Below are 19,574 nucleotides of genomic sequence, written 5' to 3' on the forward strand. Positions count from 1 at the left end.
CGATGAGTTTTCTTAGCAATTTATTCAGAAGAAAGCCGCAGGCAGCGCCAAGGCCGTTATTTTATGATATTGTGTGCCCTTATTGCTTTAGTAAATTTTCCCCGGAGGAAGTTGTATTCCGTGCTTCTCATCACCGTGAGGATGACGAGAATTACGCTTTGGGCGAGGATGAGCTGCTGAACAAATACCGGGAGCGCTTTGGTTTGGACAGTGTGCATGATATGGAGGCCATTCTTCACCCCCTTGATGTTCCTGAGGAACATCGTTTGTACTCGGATCATGTACTGACAGGTCTGACGGATCGCTACGGCGAGCTGACACGTCGCAGATTGTGTCCGCATTGCCATAATGAGTTGCCTGTGACCGCAGGCAAGGTGCCGAGTAATATTATTTCAATTATTGGAGCTTCGCAGGCGGGGAAATCCGTCTATATGACCTCCCTGATCCATACGTTGCAGCATGTTACGGCCGATCATTTTGATGCGGCTTGCATGCCGCTCAATGCAGAGATCAGCCGCAAGTTCCGTACGATGTATGAGGAACCGTTGTTTGAGCGTGGGGATCTGCTGACCTCCACACAGAAAGAAAAGATGCAGGAGCCTTTTATCTTCCAGTTTGTGTTTAAGGATGAGGAAAAGCCGCCACTGACGCTGGTGTTTTTTGATGTCGCCGGTGAGGGGATGGTCGATCAGGACTATCTGGGTCTGCACGGGCAGCATATTAAAAACTCGGCGGGCATTTTGTTTATGGTTGATCCGCTGCAAATTCGCTCTATTCGGGAGCGTATCAAGATCAACATCGGCGACAAGCCGGGCGAATGGGTTTCGCAATATGATGAGCCGCGTGATGTCGTGCTTACGATGTTCGGTGATTTTATCGCGTATCAGGAAAAAGGGAAGACGGACATTCCAACCGCCATTGTCTTGACCAAAAGCGACATGCTCACTGCGCTGGCAGATGAAGAAGGCACGTACATCAAGACAAACAGCAATATTTTTAATCCAATGGAGCACCGGAAGTATATGGATTTGGATGAGTTTTCCAACATTGATGGCGAAGTTCGACGGTTCATTGAAAAGGTGGATAAGCCGTTTAAGGGCACGATGGATGTGTATTTTACAGATACGGCCTATTTTGCGGTTTCCGCCTTGGGTAGCAATCCGGTAGAGCAAAAGCTTCAAGGACTAGTTAGTCCGATCCGTGTAGATGAGCCATTCATCTGGTTGCTTTACAAGCTGAAGTACATTGAGGGGAGAGAATCACAGTGAGTTATTCTACCTCTCATTTGATACAACAGCAGATGTACACACGGGAACGGCGCGGTATTTTCCGTTCAACAGAAGGTTTCGATACGGTAGCCAATTCCAAGGGGCTGGACGCTTCTTTTATTAAAAAGGTGCTACATCCCTTGTGTGTGTATGATGCGCCTGCTGCTATAACAGCACGTGGTGAGAAGCAGGAGAGCGTCTACCCGGAAGCCATGCATCTGGTACGGACGGAGTCAGGGGACGTGGTGCTGGGACGCAGTATCTACAAGGCAGCGGATTTTACCGGGCTGCGGAGTGCCTTTTTTACGCACAATTATATGATTCCAGCTGGGCAGAGTGAATCTCCGTCTGATTATAAGCAGTGGCTGAACACTTCGTTTGTCGATGCTTATGATATTGAGCAAGGAACGGAATTGCCGGAATTGGAGCGTCTGCCGGGTGGGAGCATATTTCCATCTGTTGACCCGTCTGCGGTGCTGTCTCAATTGCAGATCGGCGAAGAAACGTTCAAGCAGCTTCTATATGCAGTCATGATGTCGGCCACGGGCCGTAAAAAGGTATATGTGGCATTGAATGTTCCCGCAGAAGGGGTAGCATCTTCAGCTAGGATGCTGCTGGGTGTGTTGTATGCGGCGCTGCCTTATGCATTTCGCAACAGGCTCGGATTTCTTACATATGCGAAGGAGCCACACAGCAGAAAAGGCATTCATTTGATGTTTGTTGAGCCTTTCAGTTTGCGTCCCGGTGATCGGAATGTGGAAAAGGATTTTGTATTTGACCTTACTAACAGTGGGCGGGTACTCAATGTGGATGCAGAGCAGGTGAGACAGCCATATTTTGACTGGATTGCTCGTACGCTGCTGAATGGTGGGACGCCGGACGATTTTTTCAAATTTGCCGAGCAAATGCTGACAGGCATGGAGGCGGGGCGTGATCTGACGCTATCTAGCTATCACGAGCTAATTACGTTGTACAAAATAGAGCAGGGAGAGCGCGGGCTATATAACGAACGGCGAATTTCCGTGCTAAGAAGCTTGACCGACTATTTGTCTTCTCCCGATGCGTTGCCACGTAAAATGCTGCTGAATGACTTGTTTCTGTCGTTTTTTGATCATGAATTTGATCGGGTGAAGGATGGATATATTCCTGACGTGGGTCTGGTCGACTGCTTCAAGGATTACTATAAAGTTCACGCGCGTAGCAGCGAGAATCGGTTGGTGGAGTATTTGATCCGCTCGCTGAATAACGCCTATACCGCCAAAAATACGGAAGCTGTCACTTATATTTATCATACAATTGAAGAAAATCCTTCATTGGGCAAGGCGTATTTCACGAAGGTGCTGGGTAATCCGGCGCTCACGAAGATGCTGTTTATTCCCTACATGGACAGTCAGATGAAAAGAACACCGGATGTGAAGGGTTTGTTGGCTGTCGTGCATGAATGGGGCAGCCGATATATTGAAGTATCGTCGAATGCTGATTTTCAGCTTTTGTCTGAGTCCGCATTAATGGGCAGACTGCGTGCCGAAAGAAATCCGGTAGAGGCTGTGGCTGCTATTCATCAAAGGTTGCAACAATGGAAAATTAGCTCTACGGGGGGCAAACTCTCTCCACTGGAGCAATCCAGGTTAACGGAACGCTTACAAGAAGCGTCGGATCGGTATTTGCTTACCGAAGTGGAGTTAAAGGAAATCTCACCTGATCAGGTCGTACAGATTCCGTTCTTTACTCGGTCTGATTTGGTGCAGTGGGTCGGGAAGCTGCCGGCTCCGCTCAAGGGACAAGCGGTGCGATTGATTGCGGCTTACGATTGGTTTAGCACGGAGAACCCAGAACCGTCAGTGCTGGAGGGTCTGGAGCCGGGCGAAGTGGAAAAGGTGCAGGACTGGGCTTACAGCTGGCTGCCCCAGCAGCTTGCGGAGGGCCATTTTGCCCGTCTGCTGCCTGCCTTCTATCGTTCTGACGGCACAGGCGAAGGAATATTGGATTTTGCCCGTCTGGTCAGCTCGATCCGTAAATGGGTGAAGGATAACGATACGATGTATCGTTTTATCCGCTGGTCGGAGGGACAGGCTGAATTTGCTACGCCACGGGGCGGTTATGAACCAGCCTACCGACGTGCGTTGCTTTTGTTCTTTCAAAATGAAGGACGCGAGGGGCTGCATAAAAAAACGCTGTGGCGTCAATATTTTGAACCCGCAAAGCCTGTCTTTAAAAATTTTTATCTGACAGCAAAGCGTGATACGGATACGTCTTTGGTCAAAACGCTTCGTCGTTTCCGCAAGGGTGGGGTGATTTCTGGGATCGTACTTGTCGTCATTGCTGGCACGCTAGGCGGCCTGAAGGCAGCAGGGATTATCGGCTCTGATGCCGCCGCACCTGTCACCACACCCAAGCCAGTGCAGCAGCCTGTAGTGAAGCCTAAAGTGCCCGTAAAGGAAGAGCCTGCGGCGATTGTGACTCATGTACCTAACACCAAGACGACTACGAAAATGATCAAGCTGTTGTTTGCTTTTCAAACATCGGCGGAGCAGGCAGCGTTTAAGCCTAAAAAGCTCGTCATTGTCGGTGCGGATCAACAGGAGCATTCATACGAAATTTTTACGCTTGCTGAACAGAACGACAAGGAAGCAGCCAGTAAAGCTAACACTAGACAGTCCGGTGACGCGCCAACCGAGTATGACTTGAAGCAGTATCCTTATCGCACACTGCTGACTATTTGGCAACGACTGGAGCTAGATGATGCTAGTACAGTTACGGTGGATGGAGAAGAGTACCCGCTGGTTCAAGTGAAAACTGCTGACTAAGTTGTTTTTCAATGCTTTTTCATGTACAAGCAATTATACTTGAACCAACAAGCAAAGAGACGGGCTTCCCTTACTGGGCTCGTCTTTTGCTATACATAAGATTTTAAATAAGCTTAACTAGAAAATGTACTTAAAAACGACTAAAGTATTGACATTAGTTAGGTGACTGTTTAAAATTAGTTGGAATTCAAACCAAAAAAAATAAATGATTATGGAGGTTAGTAACGACATGGGAAGTGAAGTGTATCCCGTTTGTCTTCCCTGGGAGGAAGAGAACATGATGTATTTAATTAAATGGATTTTCACTACAGTCCGGCGCGAAATTGAGACGGCGTTGCGTCCTTTGGGGCTTACCTCCTCGCAATCGCAGACGCTTTATGTACTGGCAATGTCGCCTGGAGTGACCAATACGGATTTGGAGAAGTTGCTGCTTATTGATAAATCAAGCGTGACCAGTCTGGTGAACGGGATCGTTAAGAAAAACTGGGCAGTACGCAAAAGTCACCCGCAAGATGCGCGCATGAAGCAGATTTATTTGACTGAGGAAGGTTTGAAAATTCACAAGGTAGTTGAGCATACAGTTGAGCAGATTAAAAGCTCGGTAGGCGAAACCTTATCTGTGGGGGAGTCAGAGACTCTTCGGGGTCTGTTGAAAAAAATACTTCACGATTACCGTCCTGCGACTGAACACGTTTGAACAGATATATATAAGTTTGCCCGGATAGGGGTACTCAAAACTTGAGTTATTGCAGCATAGATAAGATTTTTACAGGAGAGGGAGAGACCAGATGATAAAAGGACAAACTTATTCCAATGCGGATAAGCTTATGCGTGTGTTGGCCTTCACACTTGTTTTTTCAGTAATGAACGCCTTTATGTTTAATGTAGTCATGCCTGTGATTCGTGAGGAGTTTCATATTAGTGCTTCCGATGTGAGCTGGCTGCTGACTGGTTATATGATTGTGTATGCGGTTGGCTCCGTGACCTACGGTAAGCTGGCGGACAAATACCGTCTCAAGGATTTATTGACGTTTGGGATTATCTTTTTTGCGTTAGGTTCGCTTATTGGTCTGTTGTCCAATCAATTTTGGATACTGATTGTAGCCCGCTTGCTTCAGGCCGCAGGGGCTGCTGTTATTCCGGCGACAGCTATGATCATTCCTGTCCGCTATTTCTCTGCTGAAAAAAGAGGACGCGCCTTGGGCATTACTGCAATCGGATTGGCACTGGGTACGGCGCTGGCTCCGATTGTTTCCGGTTTGATTACAGGCTTTGCAAGCTGGCGTTTTCTGTTCGTTATTTCCATGCTGCCGCTTATCGCCTTGCCGTTCTTTCGCAAATATTTGGACGACCAGCGTGGAGAGAATCAGAAATTTGATTTTCTCGGTGGATTGCTGCTGGGCGGAACGGTAGCATTCTTACTGCTTTCCATTTCGCAAAGCAATATTATATTTTTTCTAGTTGGTATTGTGCTGTTTGCTCTGTTTATATGGCGGATCACTACTGCTAAAGATCCATTCATTCAGCCCAAGCTGTTCCGGAACAAGCAATATTCTTACGGATTGTTTATAGCCTTTTTGGGAGCAGGGGTCAGCTTTGGGCTGCCGTACCTGGCGCCGCAGTTTCTGAACAGTCTCAATCAGCTTACGCCTGCAATGATTGGATTGATTATGTTCCCGGCTGCCATTGCGTCGGCGTTGCTTGGTAAAAGCGGTGGGCGTTTGGCCGATAGCAAAGGAAATTCATTTCTAGTCTACACGGCAGTTACGCTTATGTTTATCTGCTTTATCAGCTTGTCTACCTTTGTGGGCGCGTCTCCGTATCTCATTTTATTTTTGCTCATTTTCGGCAACGTAGGTCAAACCTTTATGCAGATTGCCATGTCTAACACGATTTCCCGTACCTTGTCGAGGGATCAGATTGGTGTTGGAATGGGGCTGCTGTCTCTGCTGAATTTTATTTCCGGTGCAGTGACGACAAATATTTTGGGTAAAACGCTAGACACCTCGTCCAGCTTTCATCTGAATCCTGTCGTATCCAACGTGCAAGTGTTCAATTTTAGCAATATATTTACGGTTCTTGCGCTGATTGCGCTCGCGACCATAGGTCTTTACGCTTTGCAGTTTCGCCGGGGCCCACGCCGCAATACGACTGCTGCCCAGCAAGGATAAACATTTTATGCAAACTCATGCTAAAACAAGGGTATAATATAGAAGGAAAAGTTCATCTATGGAAGGATGGAGTGTCCGGCATGACAAGAAACCTTCAATATGTACCCTATGGCTATGAGCCTCCAGTCGAGACGCATAAAGGCACTGTGATCTATTATGATACGTTTGAGCAGATTACAGCTGGAGAGCTGGAGCTTTTTGCTGAAACGGGAGCTGCGTTATCTTTTAAAAAACGGGTACTATACCCGTTACATGAGGAAACAGTCAGAAGAATGTGGAAGCAGCCGGTTCGCTCGTATTACAAGCGGGTGGACGACCTTGGGGAGTGGCAGCGGGAGCAGGCTTTGAGTACTGTTGTAATCGAGAGCTGGGAAGGTAAACGCAAAAAGTATACGCCGATTGAAGCAGCAATCCGTTTTCTGGCCGAAAAATATCCTCCCCCGCTTTTTCTGTATATGAGTCCTGAAACTGCAAATTTGTGTGCATCCTATGCCTCGTTCGATGAATGGATCAGAAACGTCAGATTGGTGCTTTCCACCGAGCCATTGGAACTTCATCCGAAGCTGGCACAGTACCGTAATCGCTGGAATACAGTAGAAGAAGCGATAAACCGTCAGTCAAAGGTTGACAAAGAGCACCATGAATTATAAAATAGAACTAATCGTAAAAATTACTATTGTAATTGTATACCATGTATTCCATTTAAGGAGGAAGAGAAATGCGCGTAATTGTTACCTTGGCATGCACTGAATCTGGTGACCGCAACTATACAACAACCAAGAACAAAAGAAACCACCCGGAGCGTCTTGAAATGAAAAAATACTCTCCGCGTCTGAAAAAGTATACGATCCATCGTGAAACTAGATAATTTAGGTTTGCTACATAGCAACCTGAATTGTTTTGCATCTTGAACGGAGCCTGTATTCTAATGAATTTAGGGCTTCATGAAAGGAACTGCGGCATGATCTCTCCAGTGAACGATGAAGAAATCGTGTTAAGTTTGCGAAAGCCTGCGTTATGGAACCGGCGAAAACTTGAATTAGTCCAGTGGACAGAGCGTCCAAAGTTAAAGCTTGCATCTAAGCGAACGGCCTTTTTTCATGGCTCACGATAGATGCGGAGCTGCATGGTACGCTTTGCCTTTTGAATCGAAAGCACGTGGCTACCGAGTTCTCCTGTGCTGGTGTCAGCATTTGGGACGAGCCGGAGGACCATTTACTATATGCTTATATAACGATGAAGGCTGACGAAAGATCCGGAGCGTTCGTGCAATGGGCGATGCGATATATGCGGCATCGTTTGCTTGTCGTTTACGAACCTGAGCGCAACCGTTACGATCTGTCGTCTTTTTTTCTGGGACATAACCGTTTCTTTTGCCAACTGATGGAGTATTGCGCCAGCACGTTTGAGTTTGAACCAATAAAATGATATGAAAGCTTAGGTGAATAATATGAAAAAAGATCTTCATCCAACATTGAACAAAGTTATCTTTTTGGACCCTAGCTGTGGATTCTCTTTCCTGAGTGCTACCACTAAGTATTCCCAAGAAACGATGGAATGGGAAGACGGCAACACATACCCGGTTATCCGTGTAGATACCAGCTCTGCTTCCCACCCGTTCTTCACTGGTAAACAAAGAAACGTGGATATCGGTGGACGTGTGGATCGCTTTAACAAAAAATATAACCTTTAAAACAAGACAAGCGTTATGTTCACGGATTATACAAATAATTCGTGAACATCGCTTTTTTATTATCTACAGATAGATACATCCACAAATAAGAACAACAAACCATTTTTCACAAGTCTCATACAGGACACTATAACTATAGCGTTAGATACAAATAGATTTCATGGTTGAAGCATCAAGTGAACATGAAAACGATATGCTTTTTATGCGGGAGGGATATTTATCGCCCCCTGTTCAGCATTTCATCATAAATCAGGAAGAGTGTACAAGAATACATATCGCCTCCGGTCAATCAAAGAATCGTCGAAGAGTTCATTCTGCTTTCGAGATCGAAGAACGGTTGAGAAAGCTGGAAGCGGCCGGAAAGCCTGCTTTCGGTACTGTAGAAAAGGCCAAAATATTTTTAATGACATTGACAAAAGCTTTGCTGAGGTAAGCTGGGAAAAAAGTTGTGAAGCCAAACAAAAGAGTTGCCAATGCATTGACGAACCTTGCCTAAACTGTTAAACTTGCTAATGCGTAAAGGTTACGTTTATCAAACGCTTGTTTTTTTATTATCAAATCGTAATAATTACGGTAGATGGTTTAATGAGAATAAACGACCTGGAGAATCTGCGCGGAGGTATATCGTTTAGATGGCTCCAGGCTTTTTAAAGGAAAGGAAGATTTGCGTCATGTTATTAGCCTCACTGGAACAAGTTACATTTGGCTACGGGGACGTTCCTAATCTGGTGGATGCCAATGTTGAAATTTTTTCTGGCGAATTTGTGGCCATTACCGGGCCGAATGGGGCTTCCAAATCAACAATGCTCAAGTTGTTGCTCGGTTTGCTTCAACCTTGGAAGGGCAAAGTGTTTATGTCCGACCGCACAGGTGAGGGCAAGAAGCTTGTTGTTGGATTCGTATCGCAGCAAATTGCTGCTTTTAATGGCGGATTTCCAAGTACCATCCTGGAATTTGTCCGTTCAGGAAGATACACTCATGGCTCGTGGTTGCGCCGTATGCGGCACGAGGATCATGATCGGACAGAGCAGGCGCTTCGTCAGGTAGATATGTGGGATTTGCGTCATCGTAAAATTGGCGAGCTGTCCGGTGGACAGAAGCAGCGCATTTGTGTGGCGCGAGCGCTCGCTCAGGAATCGGATTTGCTCATTTTGGATGAGCCCACGACCGGAATGGACCAGGAAAGCCGCCATCACTTCTACGATCTGATGAATCAGCAGGTTAAGGAATATGGAAGAACCGTAGTCATGGTTACCCATGGACTATCGGAAGTGCAACATTATCTGGATCGTATTATTGAGCTTGAGAGAAAGGAAGATGGCGGATGGAAATGCTGCACTACGACTTCATGCAGCGGGCATTTTGTGCCGGTGGGGTAATTGCACTGCTGGCCTCGGTGCTTGGAGTGTACCTGATGCTGCGGCGTCAGGCTCTGATGGCGGACATGCTGTCGCATGTATCGCTGGCAGGGGTAGCAGCGGGTGCCTATCTGGGCATTAATCCGACGATAACTGGTTTTATCGTAGCTATAATCGGAGCGATTATCGTTGAATACGTCCGCAGGTCTTATAAAACGTACAGTGAGATTTCTGTGGCCATTATTATGGTCGGCGGCCTGTCGACGGCTGTGATTTTAATGAACCTGAATCAGAGTATTAATAAAGGATTTTCCGCTTATTTGTTCGGTTCAGTGGTGGCGGTCAATCAGACAGAGCTGATGTTGATGATCGCAGTCGCTGTGATCGGGGGTATTTTCTTTTTCGTATTTCGGCGTCCTTTGTATCAGATTACCTTTGATGAAGAGACGGCGAAGACAAACGGTCTTCCTGTCAAATCCATTTCATTTGCGTTTAGCATTTTGACAGGAATGATTGTAGCCGCTGCCATGCCGATTGTCGGTGTGTTGCTCGTCTCCTCGCTGATCGTGTTGCCGGCTGCATTGGCGATTCGAATTGCACCGAGCTTTGCCGCAGCCATCTGGATATCTATGGTGACCGCATTGGTCGGGGTATTTTCGGGTTTAACTGCATCGTATGAACTGAGTACACCCCCAGGGGGGACGATTGCCATGGTGCTGTTATTATTCCTGATCGTGGGAATCGGTATTCAAAAGCTGGTCCGCAAGCTGGGTAAGCAGCAGGCTTCCCGGCAGAAGAATGCAGCACGTCAGTAAATGAAACAGTTCGTATTCTGAAAAACCAAACAAATAAAGGAGTTATGAATATGAATACGTGGTTCAAAAAATCATTCGTATTGTCTGCGGGGCTGGCACTTATTTTGTCCGGCTGCGGAGCCAAATCTGATAATACAGCTACAAACACTCCCCAAACCGAGCCGAATCAGGCACAAACGACGGACAGCGGCAAGAAGCTGAACGTGGTTACCACTTTTTATTCGATGTATGAATTTACAAAGCAGGTCGCTGGAGATCATGCTGATGTAACCGCGTTGATTCCTGCTGGTGCGGAGCCGCATGACTGGGAGCCAAGCGCCAAAGATATGGCACAGGTGAAGGATGCTGACGTTTTTGTATATAACGGTATCGTCGAGGGCTGGGTAGAGCAGGCTTTGAGCAGTGCGTCTAACGACAAGCGTGTTGTGGTTGAAGCAAGCAAAGGGCTAAACCTGATGGAAGGTACTGCTGAGGAGAAAGAAGGAGAAGCACACACAGAGGAAGGTCACGATCATGTGTTGGACCCTCACGTATGGCTTGATCCGGTATTGGCCCAAAAGGAAGTAGAGTCCATTAAAGCGGGTCTTATCTCTGCAGATTCTGCGAACAAAGCAGATTATGAAAAAAATGCTGATGCTTACATCGCTAAATTGAAAGAGCTGGATACCGAGTTTAAAACAGGTCTTAAAGATGTAAAACGTAAAGACTTTATTACCCAGCATACTGCTTTTGGTTACTTGGCCAAGCAATATGGCCTGACCCAAATGCCGATTGCCGGACTATCTCCGGAGCAAGAGCCTACACCGGACAAGCTGGCGGGTATTATCAAATTTGCCAAAGAGAATAATGTTAAAACGATTTTCTTTGAAACCCTTGTTGATCCAAAGGTCGCTGAGACCGTAGCTACTGAAATCGGTGCAAAAACCGATGTACTGAATCCGCTCGAAGGACTGACGGATGAAGACAAGCAGAAGAACCTCGACTACCTTGGCGTTATGAAAAACAACCTAGAGGCTTTGAAAAAGGCTCTAAATGAATAAGATTGTAAACTGACATTGGAACGACTCCGGTGTCAGTTTTTTATGTCTATATAAGCTGAACTCAAAAGCGTGCCACTGCGCATCTGGATGGTGCTTCCCATCACTCCCGCCCCTCGATTTCTTGAATAAAACTATAATTAGGGGAGAAATCCGGGGACAAAAGCGACCGCTTTGCTTGTATAGCATCATAAAGAAAGAAAGGACTACCACCATTTAATCGAGGAATTAACTGCACGTCTGTATTTTTTACAAGCTTATTCCGACTTGAACTTTGAGTAGGAGTAAGTTTTTTGTGCCAAAATCACCAGTCAGATCATGTTTGACGATCAGCATCTTATGTAACAGGAGACATATCTGTAATGATACAAGAAATCGAATGGTACGATAGGTACCTTTTAAGTTCTGCTTAATAGTGCTAAGGTTCCAGCGGATACCTAGTACTTTATGATCTTCACCCTACAGAAATAATTTACGTCATTATGAAAACCTGTTTTGAAAACTAATTCAATAGTATCTAGTTTGAAATTCCGTTTGTAATCCAATGGTAGTGTTTTTGTTTTTACAGATTTTTTCTATTAACTTCAGTTATTATTTCACCGATATTGAAACTTGAATATGCATTTTGTTCAGCAGTCAGCATCTGAATGAAGAAGTACGATATATAAAACGACAGGAGAGATTAACTTGGCAACAATTATAATCGTCGACGATTCTTTGTTTATGCGATCTGTGCTTAAGGACATTTTTTTGGATTTGGGCCACTCTGTTATTGCGGAGGCGGAAAATGGGTATGACGCTGTTTTGAAATACTCGAACCTTCGTCCTGATCTAATCACCATGGATATCAATATGCCCAAGATGGATGGACTTGAGGCTGTTGGAAAGATTATAGGACTTGATCCCGAGGCTAAAATTTTAATGTGCTCTGCTTTGGGTCAGCAAGAAGCGATTATCAAAGCATTTCAGGCAGGTGCAAAGGATTTCATTGTTAAACCATTTGAAATGGAGAGAGTTGTGAATGCAATCACAAAAATATTTGGTAGTTGATTAATCGGGTTAACCGTACCTATTCATGATGATGGCTGCAATCCATAAGTTGAACAAGAGAGCACTTCTATCATAAGATTTTAATTTACATAAATATGAAGCATCTTGAAAAAGCTCATACCAGCTTCCGCATTTGTTGCCTGAATTATCTCTTATTTTACAAGAGCATAGTGCTAACGAGCCTGTTGATTTTCTGACTTATTGGAATGGCCCAGCCTATCCGCTAAAAGATTTGAATAAAAAGGATATCAAGCTGTCCAGCTACGAATTTTAAAGTGAGATCGGGTGCATGTGAAAATCCCTTGAGAAATCCAAATCTTCTCAGGGGATTTTTTTACATTGATAATCAAACGCATGTTCGCATATAATACAAACAAACGTTCTGACAAGGAGTGAGGAGCATGCTGGAAAAATACGTGGGACAGATCGTGGAAATCGTGTATATGGACCGGAAGGGCAAGCTGTCTCAGCGGCGCATTGAGGTGCATCGTGTGCGGAATGGTTTGATACGGGCCACCTGTTTACAAACAGGCCAGCCACGCGTTTTTCGATTAGATCAGGTACTGGCATGGCATCCGGTAACGAGAACAGCATAGGAGGCGTTTACGATGGGGAAAAAGCTTGAAGGGAACGGCATATGGGAAAGCTCGCGCATGATCTTACCTGAGCATCGGGATGCTTATTTGCGACTGATGAAGGAGCAGGGGAGACGCGGCAAGCCGACACTGGACGATCAGGAAATGCAGCAGATTGAGCGGGCGATCATTGTTTCCTATAACGAGCGGAAGCCCATTGCGCTGCGGGTATTCAATCCATTTGATGACGAGGAGTTGTACGGGTTTGTGACGGTGATTAACACGAGTCGGCGGGAAGTGAAGCTGTCCCGTGGGGAAGAGGATTTTAGCTGGATTAGGCTGGAGGAAATTATAGAGGCAGATATATAAAAAATAGCCCGATAAGTCGGACTTTTTTTTACGTCGCCCTGTTGGATGAAAATAAGATTGTAGCCGTAGAAATACAGGCTTAAAATGAATCAGTAATCGCAAAAGGAGGGGTTCATTTTGAAAATAAGTAAAAACAATGCCGAACATTACATATGGGGAGATCAATGTGATGGTTGGCGTTTGGTGAAAAATAAAGATTTGAGTATTATTTTTTATCAGGTACAGCCATACTTGAAGTGGATGGTGAACGAATCCAATTAGGATCTCAGGAAGGCTGTGAGGTTCCTCCTTTGGTTCCTCATCAAATGTTTAACGAAACGAATGAGGATGTTGAATTTTTGATGATCTCTCAGCCTGCGAGCAGAGGTGACCGGGTCTTGACTGAAAAATAATATTTCGGCAGACCTATTCAAGCGAAGTTTGACAAGTATGCATTAGTACTGTATAGTGCTAAATATGATAAAAAAAAATAAAACGACTAATCGGGATGTTGTTCTGCACACTGCCACTTCATTGTTCCTGACCCAAGGCTATCATACAACAAGTATGGATGAAATCGTGGCTGTAAGCAACGTATCCAAAACGAACATTTACTACTATTTTAATAGTAAGGAAGAGTTGCTTTCAGCCATTCTGGATCAACTCATTCAAACGTATAACGAGATGATTTATGAGGTTGTTTCGCGTAAGAATCAGTCTGTTCAGGAACGTTTTGAAATCCTTCTTCAACTGCTGACGCAACAAGAGACAGATTATTTGGGCGGCTGTCCATTTATTACTCTTTATACGCAGATGCCCCAGGATAACCCCTTGTTTCGGGATAAAGTCAGCCCATTTTTCCAAAGCCAAATCACCACCGTAGAGATGTTGCTGAACGAGGGAATGGAGAAATCAGAGATTCAGACTGAACTCCCTGCCAGGCCGACTGCCCAATTCATCGTCTCGGCCATCGAGGGGGCACTTTTTCTGCAACATGCAAGCCAGGACCCGAGCATACTAGAAAATTTAAAATTTACTTTAGCGTTTCTGCTAAAGTGATTTTTTTAATCATCATTAGCACTGATTGGTACTAAATTATAGAAAGCAGGTTATATTCATGGCACATATTTTCATCACGGGTGGTACGGGGTTTATTGGCATGCATACGCTACAGCAGCTTTCCCGGGAGGAACATACCGTTACCGTCCTTGTTCGTTCGCAGCAGAAGTGGGAACGAGTGTGCAGGCAAATGGGTTTGGAGACAGCGTGGCATACCGGGAAATTAACGCCGGTTATTGGTGATTTAAGCATACCCGCTCTGGGGCTGAATCCTTCTGACAGAAAGCGGGTTGAGACCGCAGATGTGGTGATTCACGCAGGAGGTCCGATGGATATTTTGCTGGGAGAGGAAGAAGCGAGAGCGGCTTTTCTACAAGCGGCAGAAGAAATGCTAACTTTGGCTACACATATTCATGCGAGCAAGGGGCTGCAACATTTTATCCATTTGGTTGGGTTCAAAAGCCCTTTTAATGATCATAACTGGAATGCCCCGGAGCCTGTCATCGCTCAATTGGAACAAGTACCTCCATACGAGCGTATGAAGTTTCTGGCTGATTTGCATATTCGGCAGGGGGCGCACAGGGAAGGGTTTCCGCTTTCGGTTATCCATTTGAGCACTGTCATTGGTGACTCTGAGCATGGGGATACGCCTCAAACCGTTGGAATCGGCATTCTCGTGGCTTCTACAGCACGCAAGCTCACGGGTCTCGTTCCCGGGGGGAAGTCTCATTGGCTTCCACAGGTTCACGTAGATCATGCGGCCGAATTTATCAGCGCTCTTGCGAAGGAACCGCGCCCTGCCAATGAGACATACTACTTGATGGATGAAAGGCAACAGAGCCCGACGATGCTAGAGCTGGGAACGAATATGGCGAAGGAGCTTCGAGTCCGTAAACCGTTAGGTTCGATTTCACCCGCTTGGCTATCCAAGATACTGGGTACTCGACTTGGTCGAAAGTTGGGTATCCCGAAGGAATCACTCGATTTTATCGTGGACGTGGACTACCCATTAGATACAACGCGGCGGATTCATCATAAATACGGGCTGACACATGCGGTGAATACCAGCACTTTCCCATTTGTTATTACCGATCTTGATTTTAGAATTATCCATTCCCATGCCGAAACAGATGGATATGTCCGCAGTAGGCGCGGGCCTTTAGCTACACTGGAGCGAAAGGTGGAAAAGGTGAGAAATGAAAATCCAACGATAGTGTTTGTTCACGGTACTTTAAGCGGGGCGGATTGCTTGATACCGCTGGCTGAACAATTTCCTGAATCCTCGGTTTGCCTGGTGGATCTTCCCGGCTTTGGACGCTCTCCATACCATCATAAGGAGGATGTACTGGAAGGCCATATTGAATCGTTAGTACAAGCCATTCAGGCTTTTGAAACGCCGATCCGCCTTGTAGGTCATTCTTTCGGCGGACTGCTGGCTGCTAAAGTATGGGAACGCGTACCTGAGCGCATCAGCAGCTTGCATCTGTTGCAGCCTGTATTGCATACCGCTCCGCCTAGATATCGGAGTGCACGAATGACGGAGAGTGTGCTGGGCAGGCTCAGCGATCCAGGCTTACGAAAGCAATTGCTTTCGCAGACATGTTTTGAAAGCATGGGAGATATCCCGCCAGCATACGTCACGTATGTTCTTGAAGAAATGCGTTCCCCGCGCGTAAGAAAGACGACTGCGGAAACGATGGCCATGTTAACGAGGTCGGATAGCTTCCAATTCGCTCCCCAAATATACGAAGCACGGTCCAAGGAGAAGGTTTCGATTCTGTGGGGGATGAAGGATCAGATTTATACGCTGCCTGAGCCATTCCGTTCCTTGCACACGCTGGATATTCCCGCAGCCCATCATTTTCCGATCTCGCAACCGGAACGAACAGCGCAATTGCTAAAGCAGCACATATAAATTATGTCTGACTGGTCTTTTCATTAAAAGATATCCTTCGCCTTTGCTGGCAGAGCTTTTACGTGGTAGGGAAGCTCCTGTCGCCATAATCCTTTAGCCACATAAGTACTGACCCACCAGAACTCGTTACAGGAGTTTGCAAAGGTTTGGAATGTTGGAGGTAATGTCATATAGTCTTGAAGGCTTGGCGGCGGGAAAGGCTCTACAAGTCCGTCTTTATCCAGCAGCAGCACACTTAAGCTGTCTCGCTCCAAATTGGCGATGTTATCCGCAGGATAGAGTGTAAGATCAATACGGTTGCCGTCCGTGAATAACATGAGGAAAGCAAAGCGATCATGAGAAATCGGAACGGGCTTCATGTTTTCATCGGTCGTTTGCATAATGATCAATTCTCCAAAACTGTTGATCCAGCGACGATCCTGAACAAAGCTGTCTACGGAGGATACGAGAAAGACGACGTCATAATCCTGAAATATATCCTGTGGAGCATGTGGATTGGCACGTGAACCATTCATAATCACGGCACGTACCTGTTCGTCCTCTTGGGCAAATTGGAGAATGGTATGAAGCATTTCATGTTCACTTCTCAGGGAAACAACCTCCTGTAGGTTCGTTTTTTATCCGGAAAAAAAGTTCTACCCTCACATTAGCTCATGAATGAGCGCTATTCAACTGTGTTGCCGTGAGGGGGGCCAGTCAATTGCTGGAGCAGTTTACCTCCATGATCAAGGAGGGACAGAGCCGGATGAAGATGTGCTGGAGGATGCCGTTTCCTTGTCGGGTGTTCACAGCTCAGAGGACGTCATAACTGTGCCTTGATGGGCTGGCAGGCTTTGCAAAAATCGCTAGGAGTCATTAATGTAAGAGAAGAGAGAGTAACCCCGGAACTGCCTTCCAAGGCAGATATCATCGGCCGTTCGGCTCAGTGGACCCTATCCCGGGAGATAAAGCGCCACTGTCGGTTGTCATTTATAACGAAGCGCTGGATGTATGGAATTCAGGCGCGTATATTGGTACTTTTCGTGGCAATCAGATGGCCATGGCTGCCGGGCTTGCCACGCTGAAATATATCAAGGAGCACCGTATACCCGACCATATCACCGCCAGAGGCGAACAACTAATGGGACGACTGAACGTCTTGAAGCAGCAGGCAGGCTGCATCGGAGATGTCCACGGCCGGGGGCTTATGATCGGAGTAGAAATTGTGGACGACCGACAGCCTGTAGATCCGTTGGGGCATCATCCGGTCTATAAGCAGTGGTGAACAAGCTCCAATCAAACAGTATGATCTACCTGCGGTCGATTTGCTGAATGCAGCTCAATGCGCCATGTATCTGGATCGGCTGGCAGGGCTGCATAATTTTTCTTCACGTAAGGTAACGGCCTCTGTCTTGACCAAGCGGTACGGTTTTTTGATCGTGTCCCCGGCTTTGTATGCCATGTCGGTGTATAACGAAATGCTGGAAGTTCAGATTGCTGATTGTACAATTCAATCTGCTTTTGTCAAGGATACCTGGCTTCCAAGGTTGCACTTGAACAGACTGCTGGTTAAGGAATGTCACAGCGGAAAGGGGTGTCTGCGATGGCATCGCTATCTGCCGCGTCCACTGCGGCTGTGAAAGCTGTACGTGTTCGCAAAACATGTTGCTATTTTTATCAGATGAAGGAAAAGGGTAGCTATTGTCCTACCTGCCCGAAGATACATTGTACGAGCTAAGTATGAGCTACGAAGTTTGGGCTACAGAAGGAACTGCTGAAGCTCTATCAGCATGTTAGTGCTTCTACCCTTGGGCATTTCACGGATTTTGGATGTATTTGTTAAGAAGTGAGGGGGAATAGAAAAAAAGAACTCTCAATCCACATGAAAGGTGCATGTAAGCACTTCAAGGTGGCTATGAAAGTTCTTCTTATTTAATTGTCGTCATACGAAGGCTACTTGCAACGTCTGATCTGTCCGCGAATGGCTCCATCTGGATGCCGAACGGTGTGGACATTAACGTAAGCATTGCCTTCTCTGATTTGGCAAACTAAATCATAAATGGTTCTGCCTCTGAGTGGACCGACGAGGTCACATGCACGCAGTATGCCGCTAACAACGCCTCTTTTGACCGTGATTCCAAATTTTGAAGGGCCGAACAAGACAGCTACGACCGGACCATTTTCACCTCTGCGTCCCAGATGAATATCTGCTTGGGTTACCCGTGAAATATTGCGTACAGTAAGTTCGAATTTTAATTGCCGCCGTTCCTTATGGTAATGAAACTCCGCGTTTCCCGTGGCATTTGTTCTGACAGGAGGTACTTCATGACTCCCCCTTAAAGTGGCTTTAAACGTAGACATTACATCGCTCCTTTTCCCAGTGTTGGTTTAGTGTATTCATGGGGCCAGGGAAAGGGTTGTATATTTGCCTATAAAGAAAGTTGTGTGTTTAGCAAATTATTTAGTCCAAGCATATAAGTCATCTTTTCATAGACGATGAGTATCTGGTAGAGAAAAGGGGGAAAACATGGGAACCTTTATAGATGGAAGAACATCTCAAAATGCTTCGACCGCTAACTCTATCTCCATTCCAATTACCGTTTTGAATACGCCGCAGTTGTTTGGGCAGATCGGATTAAACACACTAGGAATTACAGGCACGCCGCGGGTTCTACTTAAGGGTGCTCTGTCGGTTCAACTGCCACTGGCTTTAGTAGGAATTACGGTCAGTATTGTAAGAGGTTCCTTGCCAACTGATCCTATCGTTTACTCGGCAACGTCTACGTTTAGCTTAAGTTTATTGGCTCCGCAGGTCATCGCGTTCTCTGAAGATGATTTCAATCCGCCGATTACGTCACAACTGGAACCTGCTGAGTAGGATACGAGTAGGTCCAGAGAGCTTTGACGGTATTTTGGTTGGAGATTGATGTAATGTTATAACGGGGCTAAGCGGATTCTAGCCTTCGCCAACCGAAGACTGTGGGTGCTATAATGATAGAAAAACAGCACGAGAGCCGGAATGGTTTTGTTGTATAGTGTCAGCACTGTTCTGAGACGTGAAGGCCACAGTTTACGGCTAGGGAAAGGAGATCCGACGATAACATGCAGCCTTTTACAGCTTGTGTATTAAAAATAATCCAGCTCATTCCTGAGGGGAAAATCATGACCTACGGACAAATTGCATCGGAAGCAGGAAGTCCGAGAGGGGCGCGTCAGGTGGTGCGTATTTTGTATACGCTTAGCAGCAAGCACCGCTTGCCCTGGCACAGGGTCGTAAATCGATTGGGAGAAATTGCGCTACAGGACGATGAAGGAGCTTCTTTACAAAGGCTGCTTTTGGAAGCGGAAGGTATACAGTTTATGGAGAACGGACGAATTCCGCTAAAAAAATATCTGTATGATTCTCAAGCGATGACAGAAGATGAATAGATAGAAACAACCTAAAAATGCCGATCACGTACGCATCCAAGCGACGTTGATCGGCATTTTAGGTTAGAAG

The 19,574-nt window shown here is 46.1% G+C and carries 25 protein-coding genes and 2 pseudogenes; 25 read left to right on the forward strand and 2 right to left on the reverse strand.

Annotation, left to right across the window (positions count from 1 at the left end):
• The first annotated feature begins 2 nt into the window (after positions 1 to 2).
• The 19 genes and pseudogenes from ACWGOO_RS17235 (at position 3) to ACWGOO_RS17325 (ending at position 16,096) form a co-directional block, all read left to right on the forward strand.
• Complete coding sequence (locus ACWGOO_RS17235) at positions 3 to 1,268, forward strand: TRAFAC clade GTPase domain-containing protein (RefSeq protein ID WP_452485383.1); 1,266 nt, start codon at positions 3 to 5, stop codon at positions 1,266 to 1,268.
• Positions 1,265 to 4,075: a GAP1-N2 domain-containing protein gene (locus ACWGOO_RS17240; protein ID WP_452485385.1), complete on the forward strand. Its 2,811-nt coding sequence runs from the start codon at positions 1,265 to 1,267 to the stop codon at positions 4,073 to 4,075. Before ACWGOO_RS17235 ends, ACWGOO_RS17240 begins: the two co-directional genes overlap by 4 nt.
• A 229-nt stretch (positions 4,076 to 4,304) precedes the next feature.
• Complete coding sequence (locus ACWGOO_RS17245) at positions 4,305 to 4,772, forward strand: MarR family winged helix-turn-helix transcriptional regulator (RefSeq protein ID WP_452485387.1); 468 nt, start codon at positions 4,305 to 4,307, stop codon at positions 4,770 to 4,772.
• A gap of 91 nt (positions 4,773 to 4,863) precedes the next feature.
• A complete protein-coding gene (locus ACWGOO_RS17250) occupies positions 4,864 to 6,246 on the forward strand; it encodes an MFS transporter (protein ID WP_452485389.1) in 1,383 nt (460 codons plus the stop codon).
• Positions 6,247 to 6,326: 80 nt separating this feature from the next.
• Positions 6,327 to 6,896: a hypothetical protein gene (locus ACWGOO_RS17255; RefSeq protein WP_452485391.1), complete on the forward strand. Its 570-nt coding sequence runs from the start codon at positions 6,327 to 6,329 to the stop codon at positions 6,894 to 6,896.
• 68 nt (positions 6,897 to 6,964) lie between these two features.
• Entirely contained in the window at positions 6,965 to 7,114 is a 150-nt protein-coding gene (rpmG, locus tag ACWGOO_RS17260; protein WP_007430271.1) for a 50S ribosomal protein L33, read from the forward strand.
• Positions 7,115 to 7,389: 275 nt separating this feature from the next.
• The gene (locus tag ACWGOO_RS17265) at positions 7,390 to 7,674 is read left to right on the forward strand and encodes a hypothetical protein (RefSeq protein WP_452485394.1); all 285 of its coding nucleotides are present in this window, start codon (positions 7,390 to 7,392) and stop codon (positions 7,672 to 7,674) included.
• A gap of 22 nt (positions 7,675 to 7,696) precedes the next feature.
• Positions 7,697 to 7,939, forward strand: coding sequence for a type B 50S ribosomal protein L31 (locus ACWGOO_RS17270; protein ID WP_452485396.1), 243 nt, complete (start codon positions 7,697 to 7,699; stop codon positions 7,937 to 7,939).
• 160 nt (positions 7,940 to 8,099) lie between these two features.
• Positions 8,100 to 8,372, forward strand: coding sequence for a hypothetical protein (locus tag ACWGOO_RS17275; protein WP_452485398.1), 273 nt, complete (start codon positions 8,100 to 8,102; stop codon positions 8,370 to 8,372).
• Positions 8,373 to 8,610: 238 nt separating this feature from the next.
• Positions 8,611 to 9,318, forward strand: coding sequence for a metal ABC transporter ATP-binding protein (locus ACWGOO_RS17280; RefSeq protein WP_452485400.1), 708 nt, complete (start codon positions 8,611 to 8,613; stop codon positions 9,316 to 9,318).
• Positions 9,264 to 10,112 carry a metal ABC transporter permease gene (locus tag ACWGOO_RS17285; RefSeq protein WP_452485402.1) on the forward strand — a complete coding sequence of 283 codons (849 nt, stop codon included), beginning with the start codon at positions 9,264 to 9,266 and terminating at the stop codon, positions 10,110 to 10,112. The genes ACWGOO_RS17280 and ACWGOO_RS17285 overlap by 55 nt, the downstream gene beginning before the upstream one ends.
• Positions 10,113 to 10,162: 50 nt before the next feature.
• A complete protein-coding gene (locus ACWGOO_RS17290; RefSeq protein WP_452485404.1) occupies positions 10,163 to 11,152 on the forward strand; it encodes a metal ABC transporter substrate-binding protein in 990 nt (329 codons plus the stop codon).
• 684 nt (positions 11,153 to 11,836) lie between these two features.
• The gene (locus ACWGOO_RS17295) at positions 11,837 to 12,199 is read left to right on the forward strand and encodes a response regulator (protein WP_452485406.1); all 363 of its coding nucleotides are present in this window, start codon (positions 11,837 to 11,839) and stop codon (positions 12,197 to 12,199) included.
• A gap of 136 nt (positions 12,200 to 12,335) precedes the next feature.
• Positions 12,336 to 12,473 carry a hypothetical protein gene (locus ACWGOO_RS17300; protein ID WP_452485408.1) on the forward strand — a complete coding sequence of 46 codons (138 nt, stop codon included), beginning with the start codon at positions 12,336 to 12,338 and terminating at the stop codon, positions 12,471 to 12,473.
• 127 nt (positions 12,474 to 12,600) lie between these two features.
• Positions 12,601 to 12,795 (forward strand): hypothetical protein, encoded by a 195-nt coding sequence (locus tag ACWGOO_RS17305; protein WP_014281351.1) that lies wholly within the window; start codon positions 12,601 to 12,603, stop codon positions 12,793 to 12,795.
• 12 nt (positions 12,796 to 12,807) lie between these two features.
• Positions 12,808 to 13,143, forward strand: a complete 336-nt coding sequence (locus ACWGOO_RS17310; RefSeq protein WP_452485410.1) for a YolD-like family protein — start codon at positions 12,808 to 12,810, stop codon at positions 13,141 to 13,143.
• A 117-nt stretch (positions 13,144 to 13,260) separates the two neighbouring features.
• Positions 13,261 to 13,535 (forward strand): annotated as a pseudogene (locus ACWGOO_RS17315) (cupin domain-containing protein).
• Positions 13,536 to 13,599: 64 nt separating this feature from the next.
• A complete protein-coding gene (locus ACWGOO_RS17320; protein ID WP_354451057.1) occupies positions 13,600 to 14,181 on the forward strand; it encodes a TetR/AcrR family transcriptional regulator in 582 nt (193 codons plus the stop codon).
• A gap of 58 nt (positions 14,182 to 14,239) precedes the next feature.
• Positions 14,240 to 16,096 (forward strand): alpha/beta fold hydrolase, encoded by a 1,857-nt coding sequence (locus ACWGOO_RS17325; protein WP_452485412.1) that lies wholly within the window; start codon positions 14,240 to 14,242, stop codon positions 16,094 to 16,096.
• 23 nt (positions 16,097 to 16,119) lie between these two features.
• Here the strand turns inward: ACWGOO_RS17325 and ACWGOO_RS17330 are convergent, their stop codons facing one another.
• Positions 16,120 to 16,686, reverse strand: a complete 567-nt coding sequence (locus tag ACWGOO_RS17330) for an aminoglycoside 6-adenylyltransferase (protein WP_452485465.1) — start codon at positions 16,684 to 16,686, stop codon at positions 16,120 to 16,122.
• Positions 16,687 to 16,753: 67 nt separating this feature from the next.
• On the opposite strand from ACWGOO_RS17330, the gene ACWGOO_RS17335 reads away from it, so the two are divergent.
• The 4 genes from ACWGOO_RS17335 to ACWGOO_RS17350 all read left to right on the forward strand — a co-directional run bounded on the left by ACWGOO_RS17335 (position 16,754) and on the right by ACWGOO_RS17350 (position 17,813).
• On the forward strand, positions 16,754 to 16,915 hold the full coding sequence (locus ACWGOO_RS17335) for a hypothetical protein (protein WP_452485414.1): 162 nt from the start codon (positions 16,754 to 16,756) through the stop codon (positions 16,913 to 16,915).
• Positions 16,916 to 17,021: 106 nt separating this feature from the next.
• Positions 17,022 to 17,360 carry an aminotransferase class III-fold pyridoxal phosphate-dependent enzyme gene (locus tag ACWGOO_RS17340; protein WP_452485416.1) on the forward strand — a complete coding sequence of 113 codons (339 nt, stop codon included), beginning with the start codon at positions 17,022 to 17,024 and terminating at the stop codon, positions 17,358 to 17,360.
• Positions 17,361 to 17,400: 40 nt separating this feature from the next.
• On the forward strand, positions 17,401 to 17,715 hold the full coding sequence (locus ACWGOO_RS17345; RefSeq protein WP_452485418.1) for a hypothetical protein: 315 nt from the start codon (positions 17,401 to 17,403) through the stop codon (positions 17,713 to 17,715).
• Between the two features lie 41 nt (positions 17,716 to 17,756).
• Positions 17,757 to 17,813, forward strand: a complete 57-nt coding sequence (locus tag ACWGOO_RS17350; RefSeq protein WP_452485467.1) for a hypothetical protein — start codon at positions 17,757 to 17,759, stop codon at positions 17,811 to 17,813.
• A 215-nt stretch (positions 17,814 to 18,028) separates the two neighbouring features.
• On the opposite strand, the gene ACWGOO_RS17355 is transcribed toward ACWGOO_RS17350, so the two are convergent.
• Positions 18,029 to 18,436: a CHRD domain-containing protein gene (locus ACWGOO_RS17355; RefSeq protein ID WP_452485420.1), complete on the reverse strand. Its 408-nt coding sequence runs from the start codon at positions 18,434 to 18,436 to the stop codon at positions 18,029 to 18,031.
• A 166-nt stretch (positions 18,437 to 18,602) separates the two neighbouring features.
• Between ACWGOO_RS17355 and ACWGOO_RS17360 the strand changes: the two are divergent.
• Positions 18,603 to 19,002: pseudogene (locus ACWGOO_RS17360) on the forward strand (hypothetical protein).
• 175 nt (positions 19,003 to 19,177) lie between these two features.
• Positions 19,178 to 19,504, forward strand: a complete 327-nt coding sequence (locus tag ACWGOO_RS17365; protein ID WP_452485422.1) for an MGMT family protein — start codon at positions 19,178 to 19,180, stop codon at positions 19,502 to 19,504.
• The last annotated feature ends 70 nt before the right edge of the window (positions 19,505 to 19,574 follow it).

It is taken from the genome of Paenibacillus sp. NPDC055715 (assembly GCF_053617595.1).

Coding starts and splice junctions, on each gene's coding strand:
- ACWGOO_RS17325 (WP_452485412.1), top strand. CDS start 14,240: ATGGCACATATTTTCATCACGGGTGGTACGGGGTTTATTGGCATGCAT.
- ACWGOO_RS17255 (WP_452485391.1), top strand. CDS start 6,327: ATGACAAGAAACCTTCAATATGTACCCTATGGCTATGAGCCTCCAGTC.
- ACWGOO_RS17270 (WP_452485396.1), top strand. CDS start 7,697: ATGAAAAAAGATCTTCATCCAACATTGAACAAAGTTATCTTTTTGGAC.
- ACWGOO_RS17310 (WP_452485410.1), top strand. CDS start 12,808: ATGGGGAAAAAGCTTGAAGGGAACGGCATATGGGAAAGCTCGCGCATG.
- rpmG (WP_007430271.1), top strand. CDS start 6,965: ATGCGCGTAATTGTTACCTTGGCATGCACTGAATCTGGTGACCGCAAC.
- ACWGOO_RS17290 (WP_452485404.1), top strand. CDS start 10,163: ATGAATACGTGGTTCAAAAAATCATTCGTATTGTCTGCGGGGCTGGCA.
- ACWGOO_RS17275 (WP_452485398.1), top strand. CDS start 8,100: ATGGTTGAAGCATCAAGTGAACATGAAAACGATATGCTTTTTATGCGG.
- ACWGOO_RS17245 (WP_452485387.1), top strand. CDS start 4,305: ATGGGAAGTGAAGTGTATCCCGTTTGTCTTCCCTGGGAGGAAGAGAAC.
- ACWGOO_RS17250 (WP_452485389.1), top strand. CDS start 4,864: ATGATAAAAGGACAAACTTATTCCAATGCGGATAAGCTTATGCGTGTG.
- ACWGOO_RS17235 (WP_452485383.1), top strand. CDS start 3: ATGAGTTTTCTTAGCAATTTATTCAGAAGAAAGCCGCAGGCAGCGCCA.
- ACWGOO_RS17320 (WP_354451057.1), top strand. CDS start 13,600: ATGATAAAAAAAAATAAAACGACTAATCGGGATGTTGTTCTGCACACT.
- ACWGOO_RS17365 (WP_452485422.1), top strand. CDS start 19,178: ATGCAGCCTTTTACAGCTTGTGTATTAAAAATAATCCAGCTCATTCCT.
- ACWGOO_RS17305 (WP_014281351.1), top strand. CDS start 12,601: ATGCTGGAAAAATACGTGGGACAGATCGTGGAAATCGTGTATATGGAC.
- ACWGOO_RS17355 (WP_452485420.1), bottom strand. CDS start 18,436: ATGTCTACGTTTAAAGCCACTTTAAGGGGGAGTCATGAAGTACCTCCT.
- ACWGOO_RS17335 (WP_452485414.1), top strand. CDS start 16,754: ATGAGCGCTATTCAACTGTGTTGCCGTGAGGGGGGCCAGTCAATTGCT.
- ACWGOO_RS17280 (WP_452485400.1), top strand. CDS start 8,611: ATGTTATTAGCCTCACTGGAACAAGTTACATTTGGCTACGGGGACGTT.
- ACWGOO_RS17285 (WP_452485402.1), top strand. CDS start 9,264: ATGGAAATGCTGCACTACGACTTCATGCAGCGGGCATTTTGTGCCGGT.